The sequence below is a fragment of the Pararhodonellum marinum genome (assembly GCF_015354735.1).
GTDB lineage: Bacteria > Bacteroidota > Bacteroidia > Cytophagales > Cyclobacteriaceae > Pararhodonellum > Pararhodonellum marinum.
Genome location: NZ_JACEFJ010000003.1, coordinates 167,101 through 181,716, shown reverse-complemented (window position 1 = coordinate 181,716; position 14,616 = coordinate 167,101). Strand labels below are relative to the sequence as shown.

At 42.5% G+C, this 14,616-nt stretch carries 8 protein-coding genes; 4 read left to right on the top strand and 4 right to left on the bottom strand.

What is annotated here, in order from left to right:
• Positions 1-10: 10 nt before the first annotated feature.
• From H1A14_RS07900 to H1A14_RS07885, 4 genes are all read right to left on the bottom strand, one after another.
• The gene (locus H1A14_RS07900; protein WP_194775696.1) at positions 11-1,696 is read right to left on the bottom strand and encodes a CocE/NonD family hydrolase; all 1,686 of its coding nucleotides are present in this window, start codon (positions 1,694-1,696) and stop codon (positions 11-13) included.
• A gap of 143 nt (positions 1,697-1,839) precedes the next feature.
• Positions 1,840-2,763, bottom strand: a complete 924-nt coding sequence (locus tag H1A14_RS07895; protein ID WP_194775695.1) for a LytR/AlgR family response regulator transcription factor — start codon at positions 2,761-2,763, stop codon at positions 1,840-1,842.
• Positions 2,764-2,909: 146 nt separating this feature from the next.
• Entirely contained in the window at positions 2,910-4,100 is a 1,191-nt protein-coding gene (locus H1A14_RS07890) for a Kelch repeat-containing protein (protein WP_194775694.1), read from the bottom strand.
• Positions 4,101-4,297: 197 nt separating this feature from the next.
• The gene (locus tag H1A14_RS07885; RefSeq protein ID WP_194775693.1) at positions 4,298-6,655 is read right to left on the bottom strand and encodes an ABC transporter permease; all 2,358 of its coding nucleotides are present in this window, start codon (positions 6,653-6,655) and stop codon (positions 4,298-4,300) included.
• Positions 6,656-7,045: 390 nt separating this feature from the next.
• Between H1A14_RS07885 and H1A14_RS07880 the strand changes: the two genes are divergently transcribed.
• The 4 genes from H1A14_RS07880 to H1A14_RS07865 all read left to right on the top strand — a co-directional run bounded on the left by H1A14_RS07880 (position 7,046) and on the right by H1A14_RS07865 (position 14,345).
• Complete coding sequence (locus H1A14_RS07880; protein WP_194775692.1) at positions 7,046-7,882, top strand: helix-turn-helix domain-containing protein; 837 nt, start codon at positions 7,046-7,048, stop codon at positions 7,880-7,882.
• Positions 7,883-8,050: 168 nt separating this feature from the next.
• Positions 8,051-8,512 (top strand): SgcJ/EcaC family oxidoreductase, encoded by a 462-nt coding sequence (locus H1A14_RS07875; protein ID WP_194775691.1) that lies wholly within the window; start codon positions 8,051-8,053, stop codon positions 8,510-8,512.
• Between the two features lie 213 nt (positions 8,513-8,725).
• Positions 8,726-9,859 (top strand): BspA family leucine-rich repeat surface protein, encoded by a 1,134-nt coding sequence (locus H1A14_RS07870; protein ID WP_194775690.1) that lies wholly within the window; start codon positions 8,726-8,728, stop codon positions 9,857-9,859.
• A 223-nt stretch (positions 9,860-10,082) separates the two neighbouring features.
• Positions 10,083-14,345, top strand: a complete 4,263-nt coding sequence (locus H1A14_RS07865; protein ID WP_194775689.1) for a hybrid sensor histidine kinase/response regulator transcription factor — start codon at positions 10,083-10,085, stop codon at positions 14,343-14,345.
• Positions 14,346-14,616 lie beyond the last annotated feature (271 nt).

Below are 14,616 nucleotides of genomic sequence, written 5' to 3'. Positions count from 1 at the left end.
CGGCCTATTGTTACTTTATTACTGGTAAGATTAGAATAGACTGATTTTCGGGTTGATGGAATATTTTCTGTTGTACCACTTTCATTTCATCAGCTGTGTAAGGGTCTGCAGCTACGTTAAAATTTCGGTTATATTTTGGAAAATTGCTGCTGGAAATTTCTACCCGAATCCGCTGACCGGCTTTTATGGCAAAAGCTGTATGTCCCAGATCTATTTCATATTCGTAAATTTTATTAGGGACTAAGAGTTCCTCACTATCCAAGCCCTTTTGGAATCTTGCTCTGATGATACCATCGCAGACATTTTTTGCAAGCCCATCTTCCTCTACTAAAACCAGTTTTGCGGTGAAATCTGTATCCACTCCTTCCGTGGCTGCAAACAGTTTCACTATCACCTTGCCCACTACCAAAAGTTCTTCAACCAAGGGTACTGAGGTATAAACAAGAATGTCTTCCCGCTCCTCCACATTTCTTTGATCTTTAATCCCTACTGTCTCAGGGAAAAAGTGAAAATTGGCACCGCCTGTAGTCGGCACAGGATCTAAGGGGTCATACATAAAGCTGCTATATTTCCCCCCTTTCTTAACCTCCGTACTAAGCAGACCATCACCAAAGCGGCTATTTGCTTTGATTTCCGATGAAAAGTAAAAATTCAAGTGAGTGTTTTTAGGAGGAAATTCATCAAAATCCAACCACTGATTGGCAAACATGACAAAAACCCGTGCCTCTGGCTGTTCCATGATACTGTTTTCCTCTCCTTTGAGCCAATAACTGAACCACTGATTGGCAAGCTGCAGTATTTCCCCATCTCCAAGCTTGGATTCCTCTCCGAAATCCTCATCTCCAACCTTTGTAATGGGAGTATGCTCCTGATTATGGAACCAAGGGCCAAAGATCAGCTTTTGAGGCACATCCTGGACTTTTAAAAAGGCTTCCAGAGAGGCTTCTTTGACAAAATCAAATCCTCCAGCAATATGGAATGTAGGGATCTTTATCTTATCGAATGCAAAATCATCATTGAGCCTGTAGTTTTTTTCTTCGTTTTCTAGTGACTTGCTGGATACCCCTATGTTTTGGAGTGCCTCCTTTAGTGGTACAGACCAATATAAAGCGTTGAGGTCAAATTCAGCTAGATTTCTGTTTCTTTGGGTTTCTTCATGTAGCAACCAGGGAAAAGCAAGGCTCAGGTGCATGGCACCACCCGGAGCTATCATTTTTTCCGGTTTTATCCATCCAGAGTTTGAGAATATAGCCTTGAAAGCTGGATGTTCCGAATCTCCTAAAGTAAGGGAAGTAAATCCTAGATAAGAAGCCCCAAACCCTCCAATGTTGCCGTCGCACCAAGGTTGGGCTGTGATCCAATCCAAAACTTCCAGCCCGTCCCTTTTTTCATTGAGAAAAGGGACAAACTCACCTTCTGAACCAAATTTCCCCCTTACATCCTGAATCAAAACGCCTAAACCCCGTCTGGAGAAAAACTCTCCCCAGCCTTTAAATTGCTGCTTTCCGTAGGGGGTCCTGATCATAATGATCGGAAATTTGTTTATGCTGTCAGGTAGGTAAATATCATTATCCAGTGAAACACCATCTGATAAGATGGTTTTGGTGTTTTTGACATGCAGGTCTTTTTGTTGGCTATAAATTCTTGGGATAAATAGCAGAAAAAAAATGGCTAGGCAGATACTTGATTTTTTCATGATCTTAACAAGTTTTTCACAAGTATACTGGTTGATTTCTAATAAAATATGCCTTTGGAGGAGTATGGGACAGGTTGTTCTGTATTAGGGATGGATGGGAATTTGAGATTGTTTAATTCTTGGTCCAAGAAGATCTCATCTCATCATTGAAATACCGATTCCGGTTTCTTAAGTTTCATTCGGTACTGGAATTCTGTGATTCGTGTCCGTGAAACGGAGATTTCCATATGCAGCCCAGATAGGAATAATACCATGCTTTTTCTATTCCCTTCTACATCGCATACTTTTTCCAAATTCACAAGAAAAGAGCGGTGGCACCGGAAAAGGGATGTCGCAATTAATTGTTCTTCCAAAGCTGAAATGGTGTTTCTGATAAGCCTTTTTCTAATCTTCCTATCATCAGTTTTATAATGGATTTCTACATAGTTATCGGACGATTTGATAAAGAGAATACTTTCCTGATCAATTTTAAACCAATCCCTTCCATCTGCTGAAGTTAGCTGAATGGCGTCCTTCCTAGAACTGAGTTCTTTAATTTGATGGGCTTTCATATTGATAAAAATACCCCTGATTGACAAAGGGATCAAGCCAACGGCAAATGCCTTGAAAACTGCATCAGGAAATGAGAAGGCAGGAAAGTGGAATTCGGGTGCTGTTACATGCAGAAAATGACTGTACTTCCAGACTATCGCCGAGATCACTGACAAAGTAATCACTGCACCAGCTGAAAAGGAAATGGTTTTACAACTGGGATAGATTTTAGGATAATACCTTTCCAACAAAGCAATTGGGAAAAAGCTCAATAATCCATAACCTGCTAACAGACTAAAGTAATAGATATCAAAGTGGTCGTAATATATTCCAAAAGGCTTCAGAAAAATTAGGATAAAGATCACCAAAATTGCAGAAAGAAATGCAGGAAGTAAGACAGAGTGTGAATTGGGCAGAAATGGTATCCTCATAACAGGGGCATTATAAAAAAAAATAAGATTGGCTGTTTTTTTATAAAGCTTTCTGATAATACCAATAAAATCCTCACCTGAGAGCATGGTTTTATAATACTTCATAATCTATCTTAGTTGGAGCAATATGCCTCTAGCAAATAATCCCTCCTTTTATGGCACTCCTATTCATTTCTCAAAATATCCGAAGGTAATATGACAATTGTAGGATGAAGTTTAATTTCCCGTATTTTGATTTGAATAATCTGCCTTTATGGTTTGTGCTTCGCAAACAACCAAGACTCACTCCTTGCTATGATCCTGTCATCATAACTCCCGGTAATCAATACCTCCCCATTGTCCAGTTGTGTAGCACGGGAAAATAACCGAGTGGTCCCCAAATTGCCTTGAATCGGGGTGAATTTGGCTGTTTTGTAATTGAAAACCTCAGCCCTGTCCGAACCTCCACCTATCAAAACAGTATTGTCCGGTAATAGAATACTGGTCTCTTGGTGTTTGTACCGGGGATAGTTCATGTCTGATATTGAAGTGAATTGGGCAGTGATGGGGTCGTAGATTTCAGCAGATGCATACGGAGAATCCCTTTTGTCAGCACCGCCATTGACCAATACTTTTCCATCAGATAGCAAAACTGCATCATGTTTATGACGGGGGATATTCATACTTCCTGTAGGAGAGAATTGATTGGATTTACTATCATAAATTTCGGCAGACGCGTACACCTTTAAATTTTCTCTCCTGTCTCTGTGACCGCCTGTGATCAATACATTTCCATTTTTCAAAAGCGTGGCGGTGTGCGATTCACGGGCCAGGGCCATGTCCTTGACTGGTATAAATTCATTTGTCTGGAAGTCGTAAATTTCAACGGAGGACAAAAAAGTCCAGCCCGGTCCTACCCCACCTGCAATCAGTATTTTTCCGTCAGGAAGAAGCGTGGCAGTATGCCCATACCGGGGCGTGTTTAAGTCCGGCCCCTTGGAAAAAGTTTTAGACTCAGGATCGTAAATCTCAGTCGTGGAAAGTGCATTGCCATCGTATCCGCCGGCAATGAGCACTTTCCCACCAGACATTAGCGAAGATGAATGGGCTATGCGGGGGGTGGTTAAACGAGCTGTTTTGGTAAATGATTTTGAAGCAGGATCGTAGATTTCGGCGCTAGACAACCTTTTGGTATTACTCCCCTCAAAACCTCCACAAATCAAAACAGACCCGTCATTAAGCCGTGTTGCAGTATGGGCAGCACGTGGGGTTTGCATATCAGCAACTGGTATTAAGGTTCCAACTTGATTGTTTTTGGTTGAAAAAGCAGCCCGAGAGCCAGAATTCAACTTTGAAGCCAAAAGATTTGATTCCTCTGAAGCATTTAAAAGACTTAAATCTTTCTGGCCACAGGAAGTTATTATCAATCCGAATACAAGGCTGAACAAGATTGGATTTTTCATATCGAGTATTTTAGGTTTTCTTCCAATGCTGCTATCGAATGTCACACTTTTACCATCACATCATCATTAAGGATTTTCAAATCATAAATCCGTTTTTTGAATGGTTTTCTTTCAGCTCTTTGCGTTTATCTGAGAAAAACATACAACATGCTATTTTTTGCTTTCAGATACCACTTGGCAAACCTTTCCTCAACCCCTCACTCACTTTTCAATGAATGGATCGGATCGCGGAAAGTGGCTTTGATGGTTTGGAAACTAATGGTCATTACTGTAATCAAGAGCGCAATAAATCCAGTGATCAGAAAGACCCATGGTTTGATATTGATCTGGTATTCAAAATCCTGCAGCCATTGATGCATGGCAAAATAGGAAAGGATAGTGCCTAAGATAAAAGCAATACCAACCAAGGAAATAAACTCCATGGAAAGTTTCATCATAATATGGCTTGGAGAGGCCCCCAACACTTTTCTGATGCTGATTTCTTTTTGCCTTTGCTCTGCGGTATAGGCAGACAATCCAAATAAACCCAAACAGGCAATCAGGATGGCTAGAACAGCAAAGTGCAGAAACATAGCGGCAAAGGCTTGGTCATTTCGGTAGAGGTTGGCAAATTCCGCATCCAGAAAATTAAATTCAAATGGAATTTCAGGATTGACCGTTTTCCAAGTGGCTTCAATATCTGCCAAGGTTAGGTTAAGGTTTTGGACATCCACTTTCAGTGCCATCTGGCTGTTTTGAGGATTGAAAAACATCATCAATGGCTCAACTTTATGGCGAATGGTGGCAAAATGGAAATCCTTTACCACCCCAATCACCTCTACAGTGACATCACCTAATTCCACTTTCATGCCTATAGGATCCTCCCATTCAAATAATTTTACCATTTCCTCATTGATGATAATGGATAAGGAATCTGAGGCGGCAAAGGAGAAATTTCTTCCCTCTAGGATGGTCATGCCCATGGTAGGGATAAAAGCTTCATCAATGCTCATTTCGCTGACAATGTAAGTCGTTTCTTCTGTGGCACCTTGCGGCAACACCCCGCCCCTGGGGAGCTGTTGTCCGATTTGTGCAGATGAAGTGCCTATGGCATGGATATTAGGATTTTGAAACAGCTCGTTTTTCAGAAACACGCTGTTGTTGGTATTTTGGGAAAGTGTGATGATCTGATCCCTGTCATAACCCAGGTCTGTATTGAAGATAAAATCCATCTGCTGGTACACAATAAGTGTACCTACGATTAACCCGATACTGATTGTAAATTGAAAAACCACGAGAGATTTACGAAGGGATTTTCCGCTTTCCGAATTTTTAAAGGCCCCTTTCATGACTGAAAGCGGGTTGAAGGAAGAAAGCACAAATGCCGGATACAAACCCGACAATATACCAACGGTGAGGATCAACCCAACAATGATCAACAGATTCCGGAAATCAAACAAGGCTTGAACCTCCGCTCCCCTTTGGTATAGGTCATTCAATATAGGTAGGAATCCCATAACCAACACATAGGCAATTGCTCCAGATAAAAATACCACTAGTATGGATTCTGAAAGATGCTGTCCTATCAGATGTGAACGGTAGGCCCCCACCACTTTTCGGACGCCAACTTCTTTTGCCCGGTTGGTGGATTTTGCGGTTACAAGGTTCGCAAAATTGATGATGGCCAGAAACAAGATCAATACCGCGACTATGGATAAGGTGACCACATGCTGCCTGTCAGACTTATTGAAATTGCTCTCAAAAAGAATCTCCTTGGATCCCAGGTGGACATCGTGCAGCGCCTGCAAGGTGGGGACAAAGACATCTACGGCTTCATTTTTTCTGGCTATAGCCTGAATCTTGGCATCGACCTCAGCCTTGTTTATTTCCCTATCAAACTTCAGGTAAGTGAAAGTATTCAGGCCTCCCCATTGTAGCAGGCTTTGTCGGTAGTTCTCCTCATCCTGTCCTGGCACCAAGGACCTGAGCAGGTCAAATTGAATATGGGAGTTTGCCGGTAAATCGGCCAATAGGGCCACCACATGAAGTTCAAGTGTTTGGTTAACCTTAATGGTTTTCCCGATTGGACTTTCCTCCCCAAATATCCTTTTGGACAATGTTTCGGTAATGGCAATGGTATTCGGTTCATCCAGAATTCCTTCCTTTTTTCCCTCAAGCACAGGGAAGTTAAATATCTCAAAAAAAGATGATTCGGTACGGAAGCAGCCTTCACACCTTAGTAGCTTGTCTTCATAGCTGATGTTCAGTCTCCCCTGTTGTCTTAATCTAACTGCGTTGGTCACCTCAGGAAGTTCCTCCACCATCGCTGGCCCTAAGGCTGCAGGGGTTACGCCCACCAGTTTGCTGCTGACCCCCTCAGCCATATCAAGCGTCAGTACCCGATAGATGCGCGAGGAATCGGTATGGAACCTATCAAAAGAAAGGTCTTCCTGAATATATAAACCTAGGATAAAAGCAGCTGCCAGCCCCAATGCCAGCCCAAGGATTTTGATCAAGGAAAACCATTTTTCTCTGGTAAGGTTGCGGATTCCGATTAAGAAGTAACTTTTGAGCATAGGGAAATCAGGCTTATGTCAAGAACTGTGATTGCTTGACATTGCCAAATAATATACCATTTTAAAATGCCTCAGGTAAAGGAAATAGGGCATTTATATCCTCTTAGGAAAATTAATCCGAACACTTTTGTGCGTTTACGGGCAAATAAAATAGATAGATAAAGATTTAGAAGCATTTCTGATTAGGCACTGGATTCATAGAAATTGGCCTTAGGCAACCTTTTGGCAGTGAAATTTTTCCCTCTCGAAAAAGTCCGGTTTTTACCACCTGTTCTTTCAGCAAAGTGCCTAATTTCAGGTGAAATAAATACGGAACCATGAAATTCTTTCTTAGTTAGATTGTATATCGATTTTCCGAATTTATCTCTAACTTATACCAAACAAAAACCAATGATCTGCAAAGCCTTTTTGCCCACCCCCGCTTTGCGGGAATATGTGGAATGCTTTCAAATCAGGCATTTCCAGTTTGCTGACAATACGCAGCTTCCCTACAAACCCTATGCCCCTCGCCCAGAACAAACCCTTGCCTTTTACCCCAGGGGTCACGAAATCGTTGAGTATGTGCAAGGAGGTTCATTTTTAGCTCGCAGCCGGTCTCAGCTTATTGGTCAGGCCGTCGAACGTACCAACCGCCATTTGGGAAGCAGCGATTTTATGATTATCCTGGTTAATTTTTTACCGGGTGTACTTTATCGCATTACTGGAATTCCATGCTATGAACTTACCAATACAAGTACAGATGCCGAGTCCATTTTCCCTGAGATCAATTATGTAAATGACAGATTGAACAGCACAAACGACTATCGGGAAATGATTGATATCGTGGAAAAATTCTTATTGGAATTGGTAAAATCAATTAAAAGAGATGCGCACCCACTTGATACAGTGACCATGGGACTGATCGCGCATCCTGAAAATACCTCTGTCATACAGCTCGCCCAATCCAGTTTTTTAGGTCAAAGACAATTTGATCGAAAGTTTAAAGAGCGGATGGGTATCTCTCCCAAGTTTTTTACTCGAATTGCCAGAGTAACCAAAGCCTTTCGGATCAAATACCATCATCCGGAAATGGATTGGCTGACTATTGCCATGTGGTGTGGTTACGAAGACTATCAACATTTAGCAAAAGATTTTCAGTATTTCTCAGGCGTAAATCCTACAACCTATTTTTTTGAAGATGATAAAGCTCCAGAAAAACTTTTTGGACTTAAGGATTCATCCCTATAGAAAAGTCCTGTTTTTACCACCTGTTCTCTACGCATTGCACCTAATTTTAGGTAATCAGAAACAGTATTAAACCAATTCCTACCCCTGTGTAAAAAACATGGAGGTGAAGTGGTCACTGCTGATTTTCTTAAAAAAGATCATTTCACATCATCAATTAAAAAAAAAACTATGAAAATGCTTCTTCTTTTCAGCGTGTTGAACTTGATTTTCAATTTTGCTGGGGCCCAAAGCCTATCAGACAAAGAGGAAGTAAAAAATGTGATTGTGGCATTTCAGGATGATTTCAATGAAGGGGCATTTCGAAATGCCCACAGCTACTCCACTGTGGATTGGGTGCATATCAACCCCGGGGGTGGCATCACCAAAGGGCGTGAAGAGGTACTGATGGAAGTCCAAGAAGTTCATCAAAGGATTCTAAAAGGGGTAACCATGACCATTGACAGGATGGACATCCGTTTTGTTGCACCTACCGTAGCAGTTGCTGTAGTAATCCATTTAATCAGTCCGTTCGAGTTGCCGATTGGGGTACTGAATGAGAATCAGCGAAATACAAAAACATACATCATTGTCAAGCAAAATGACAAATGGTTATTGGCGCATGACCACAATACGGTGGTTCAGGACAACTGATGCACTCTCCGTCCGAATTGTGCAATACCTGTCCAAGCCTATCCATCTAAACCTTATCAAATTTCGGTTCCATTTCAACTGATGTTCTGGATGTTGATTGATTCTCGGAGATAGAGTTCAATAATTAGAAGAGGGCTCTCTCCATTCAGTAATAACTCGAATCAATGTTCCTGACAATTATATAATATTTTCCACTTTAAAATTTTACCGATTATGAAAGCTTTATGGTTACATTTTCTTTTACTGGCTGTTTTACTGGGGCTGATTTTTGGTTGTGAACCTGACCCTGAACCAGTTCTGCCTAATTTATTTCAACCCTCCGAAAACGGAATTACCTGCAAATGTGAAACGGCAAATCCTGGGGAGAAAGGTCTGTTTAATGGGGTTGAATTTGAAGCTGTAGACAATGTCTTATTGAGACAAAGAAGGGACGAGAATGCCGACATGTCCAAACTGTGTACCTCTTTGGTAAGGGATATGTCTCAGTTATTTTATAATAAGAATTTCAACGAGGAATTAGGTACCTGGGACGTGAGCAATGTTACTAATATGTCGTGGATGTTCGCAAGTGGGTGGCCAAATGTCAATCCCTTTAACCAAAACATCGGGAATTGGGATGTCAGTAGCGTAACAGACATGCATTACATGTTTAATAACAGCAATTTCAACCAACCCATCGGGGAATGGGATGTAAGTAAGGTGACGGATATGTCGGGAATGTTTTCTACAAATAATGCAAATCATAAAGCTCCTTTTAATCAGGACATTGGGGATTGGGATGTGGGAAGTGTGATCAATATGAATGGAATGTTTTATGGATCATCCTCATTTAACCAACCTATTGGAAAATGGAATGTCAGCAAAGTTACCAATATGGAATCTATGTTTGCAGGATATTATTTAAATAACCACCCCTTTAACCAACCTATTGGGAACTGGGACGTCAGCAATGTCACGGATATGTCGTTTATGTTTGCTGAATCTGATTTCAATCAACCTATTGGTGATTGGAAGGTCAGCAACGTAACTTATATGATTGGGATGTTTTTTGGATCTATTTTTGACCAACCTATTGGGAATTGGGATGTGAGCCATGTAATAGAAATGTGGGCCATGTTTGGAGCATGGGACGATGCTATTCCGGAAACCCAGTTTAACCAACCGATTGGTGAATGGGATATAAGCCACGTCACGGATATGAATAGCATGTTTTGGCATAATGAAAAATTTAACCAAGATCTGTCAAGATGGTGCGTAGAAAAGTTTCTGATTGAGCCGGATCAATTTAGTTTGGGTGCTACTGCATGGGTATTGCCCAAACCAGTCTGGGGGACATGCCCGGATTAATGGGTGGATTTCAAGCTAAGAAGGGCACGATTATACATCAAAATAACAAGCTTATCTCAACTTCATACTATCAGGATTTTGAAATTTGATTAGTAAAGGGCCATCCCCTGTCAAACGAAAACCAAAGCTGTTTGAGCAAACTGGCATTTTATAATTAAATTCACTTACTGTAAACCAAGCACTTACCTTGGTTAGATCAGACGGACAACTTAAATGCAGGACCATGAAACCATTGACTGCGTATTTCGGCATTTTTTTGTTCAGTACCTGTATGGTAATGAATACAGTCCAAATCTGTGTTGCCCAGAAAGCGTCCTTCTGGTTCGAACAGCTTCAGTTGCCGGATGGAGTTGCAGGTTCCTTAGAAATCGCGGAGGATTCAGTCGGTTTTATTTGGATAGGTACAGGGAACGGCCTTTACCGTTACGATGGATATTCTTTTACGAATTATAGCCACGATCCTTCATACCCCTATTCTCTTTCGTCAAATTGGGTTGAGACCTTGTATGTTGACGGTGAGAGCACACTTTGGGCCGGAACCTTCGGTGGGGGGTTGAACCGCTTTGACCCTCAAAATGGGACATTTACCCACTTTCGGCATGACCCTGAAAATCCGGCAAGCATAAGCAATGATTCCGTCACAGTGATCATGGAAGATCACCAAGGACATCTTTGGGTGGGTACGCAGCATGGTCTCAATCGTATGGACCGAAAAACGGGTTCATTTACACGATTCATGTATGATCCTGATGATCCGACCTCTCTTAGCAATGATCAGGCACGCGCTATTTTTGAAGACAGTAAGGGAACGCTTTGGATAGGAACCAACGAACCCTGGAGCAGAGGTGGGGACAATCCAGGACCCGGCGGCCTGAACCGATTTGACCGTGAATCGGAAACCTTCATACGCTATTTACACGATCCCAACGATCCCAATACTTTAGGCTCCAATCATGTCATGTGCATCTTTGAGGACTCGGGTGGCACGTTTTGGGTCGGTACATGGGACAACGGATTGCATACCATGGACCGTGAATCAGGGGTTTTTATCCGACATGAATATGATCCGGAAGATCCCGGTAAACTTGGCCCACCCTTTTGGGATTTTCAGACTGAAGTAGGCGGTGTCCGGTTTATCTATGAAGACAATCAAGGAGCCATCTGGATGGGGGGGATTGGCCATGGGATGGTTCGCTATGATCCTTTGACAGCAGAACTCCTGCGCTTTAAACCGGATCCTGACACTCCCGGATCCCTGGCTTCAGTCACAGTGTGGAGTATGTATGAATCAAGGGACGGCATGCGCTGGACCACTGGACTTGGTGGTCTTAATAAAATCCATCCAAGTCAAAAACCATTTGAACATGTAACACTTACACCAAAGCATTCCCATAACATCATCAATGTACTTGGTGTGGGCAATTCCGGGATGTTACATGTGAATGCACTCTTCCCTGTAAATACCCTGGTCAGGTTCCGGCATCATAAAAATGAAAATCCATCATACCTGGCTCTATCTAAAATTACTTCTAAAGAAATCGCAATTAGGGCCATTGCGCAAACAAAAGACGGCACGCTTTGGGTCGGTGAAGGAGATAGAACAAGACGAAAAGGCGGTATCTACCAATTGGATGAGAAGACTGATGAATTCATTCCTGTATGGGTCGGCACTACAAATACCGGGATTGAAATCGGGAACGTCGTTTACATATTTGAAGACAGCGGAGGATTGTTATGGTTTGGAACCAAATGGACAGGCCTGATTTACATGAATAGGGAAACAGGCCAAATGGGTCAATATACACATAACCCGGAAAATCCGGGAAGCCTGAGCCATTCGGACGTAACCACCATTTATGAGGCGCCCTCCCAGCCCGGAGTAATTTGGATCGGTACCGAAGGTGGAGGCCTGAACCGTTTTGATAAAAAGACGGAAACATTTACCCGTTTTCAGAACGTCCCAGGTAACCCGAACAGCCTGATTGGGGAATACATCACGAGCATTTATGAAGAGTCACCGGGCCGCCTGCTTATTGGAACACATAAATCCGGACTCAATCTGTTGGATGTTAAAAACAATACCTTTACGCATTTCACTTCCTATAACAGCGGTCTTTCTGATAATAATGTTTCCTGCATACTCGGGGATAAAAACGGACAAATCTGGATAGGAACTGCAAAGGGACTGAGCCGTTTTGAACCTGAATCCCGTTCATTCTATACTTTTGGGGCACGGCACGGTGTACGTGCATTTCCTTACGTGTCATCCTGTGTTTGTGATCGGGCAGGTAATTTGATTTTTGGGGGAATCAATGGGATTACCGTTTTTAATCCGGATAAGATTAATCCTGCTGGCTCCCCATCTCCTGTGGTTTTCACGAATTTCATTGTTGAAGGTCAATCTGTACTTCCTGGACCTGAAGAACCTTTACAGACTCCCATTTGGAAATCCCGGGAAATCCGGCTTCCTTACCATAAAACCACTTTTTCTTTTGAGTTTGCGACTCTTGACTTCCGTGATCCTAAGTCCAATCAATATGCCTATATACTGGAAGGATTTGATACGGATTGGCGTGATGCCGGTTCACTGAACAGGGCGGATTATAGTCAAGTCCCCTATGGAGAATACACTTTTAGGTTGCGCGCTGCAAATAGTGAAGGAATCTGGAACATGGAGGGGGCCTCGATACAGGTCTCTATTCTTCCCCCATGGTGGCACACCTGGTGGGCCTATTCAGGTTATTTGATTCTAATAGGTGGAAGTATTTATTTGGTTTACAAATACCATCTCAACCACCGGCTTCAAGAAGCGGAAGCACACCGGCTCAGGGAATTGGATGCCGTCAAAACCAAACTCTACACCAATATCACCCACGAATTCCGTACGCCATTGACGGTGATCCTCGGGATGGCCCATCAGGTAGTCCACAATCCGGATGAGCATTTGGAAAAAGGAATGAAAATGATTGTAAGAAACGGCCAGAATTTATTGACATTGGTCAATCATATGCTCGACCTCAGCAAACTGGAAAGCGGGAAATTATCCTTGCAATTTCATCATGCAGATGTTGTTTCTTTCCTGGGATATATTGTGGACAGCTTCCATGCCTTGGCAGAAAGCAAAGGCGTTCGGGTTCACTTCATCTCTGCTGCAGAACCAATAAACATGGATTTTGATGAAGTGAGATTGCAGCAGGTAGTTGCCAATATCATCTATAATGCCATCAAGTTCACCCCAAAAGGAGGCCATGTGTATGTCTCAACAGACACTAAAAACGAAAGTTTTGTATTAAAAATCAAAGATACGGGAATAGGCATTGCCGAAGCTGACTTACCGTATATTTTTGACCGTTTTTACCAGGCAGATGATTCCCATACACGGCATGGAGAGGGTACGGGAATTGGTTTGGCACTGACCCATGAATTGGTAAAATTGATGAAAGGAACCATTGCTGTCAAAAGTAAGATAGGCTACGGAGCCGAATTTGAAGTGGTGCTACCTCTCCGGTTTTTTTCAGATCCGGAAACATCAATCAAGGTTCCTCTGGTGTCGATGGATAAGGAGACCAACCATGAATACGCTATACCAACTGATATGGCTCAACTACCGGATCTGATCACGCCGTCTTACAATGAATATGGCAGCGCCCATGTATTGATAGCCGATGACAATGAGGATGTTTTGGGATTTGTTGCATCCTGCCTGAAAAATGAATTTGCTGTGGACATTGCCAAAAACGGGCAGGAGTGTGAAGATTTGGCCTTTAACAAGACCCCCGACCTTATTGTGATGGATGTCATGATGCCCTTCAAAGATGGATTTGGGGTTTGCAAAACTTTAAAAACCGACGAACGCACTAGCCATATACCGATCATTATGCTCACTGCCAAGGCCGATCTGGAAAGCAGGCTGGAAGGCCTGGAACAAGGCGCCGATGCCTACCTGACCAAACCCTTTGAAAAGAAAGAACTTTTGCTTCGTGCCAGAAAGCTGCTCGAACTGCGACGGCAATTGCAACAGCATTACCGCTTGTCCCTGGAGGACAGTTTGTCCGGAAATCCTCCTCAGGATCAGGAAAGTCCAAACACCACTACCAATTCCAATATTTTGCAGAATGCAGACAAGGAAACCCAAAGCCTTCCGCTTACCAACAGCTTAGATCATGCCTTTGTCATCAAAGTCAGAAATACAATTGAATCACATCTTGAAGATCCTGATTTTGATGTGGAAAAACTCTGCCGTTTTTTGGCTTTGAGCCATTCCCAGGTACACCGCAAACTTTCAGCACTGACCGGACTTTCTGCTACCCACTTTATCCGTTACCTCCGGTTGGTGAAAGCCAAAGAAATGATCATCAATTCGGGTTACAGTATTTCGGCAATAGCCTATGACTGCGGATTCAATGACCCCTCCTATTTCAGTCGGGTTTTCAAACAGGAATTTGGCGTATCTCCGCAGGTATGGCGAGAGCAAAAGGCGGTCTAAATCAGCACATTATTGATATTTTTTACTAACTGCATTCACATTTTCAGTGAAAAAGCGGCTTTTTTCTGGACTTATCCAAAATAATCCTTCCCAAAATGCAATGTCTCTCCAACTGATGCACGCTCTGTCCTAAGGGTGTTCTATTCGTCCTATTTGTGCATTCTAAGTCCACGAACCTTCATTTCAGATTTTTCAATTTTAAGGCTGCTACCAATTCATATGGTTGGGTAATAAGAATTCATACCTGTTGAAATCCCCTTGGGGACCAACA

Excerpts from the sequence above, each read along its gene's own strand:
- H1A14_RS07885 (WP_194775693.1), bottom strand. The coding sequence starts at position 6,655 with ATGCTCAAAAGTTACTTCTTAATCGGAATCCGCAACCTTACCAGAGAA.
- H1A14_RS07875 (WP_194775691.1), top strand. The coding sequence starts at position 8,051 with ATGAAAATGCTTCTTCTTTTCAGCGTGTTGAACTTGATTTTCAATTTT.
- H1A14_RS07870 (WP_194775690.1), top strand. The coding sequence starts at position 8,726 with ATGAAAGCTTTATGGTTACATTTTCTTTTACTGGCTGTTTTACTGGGG.
- H1A14_RS07895 (WP_194775695.1), bottom strand. The coding sequence starts at position 2,763 with ATGAAGTATTATAAAACCATGCTCTCAGGTGAGGATTTTATTGGTATT.
- H1A14_RS07890 (WP_194775694.1), bottom strand. The coding sequence starts at position 4,100 with ATGAAAAATCCAATCTTGTTCAGCCTTGTATTCGGATTGATAATAACT.
- H1A14_RS07865 (WP_194775689.1), top strand. The coding sequence starts at position 10,083 with ATGAAACCATTGACTGCGTATTTCGGCATTTTTTTGTTCAGTACCTGT.
- H1A14_RS07880 (WP_194775692.1), top strand. The coding sequence starts at position 7,046 with ATGATCTGCAAAGCCTTTTTGCCCACCCCCGCTTTGCGGGAATATGTG.
- H1A14_RS07900 (WP_194775696.1), bottom strand. The coding sequence starts at position 1,696 with ATGAAAAAATCAAGTATCTGCCTAGCCATTTTTTTTCTGCTATTTATC.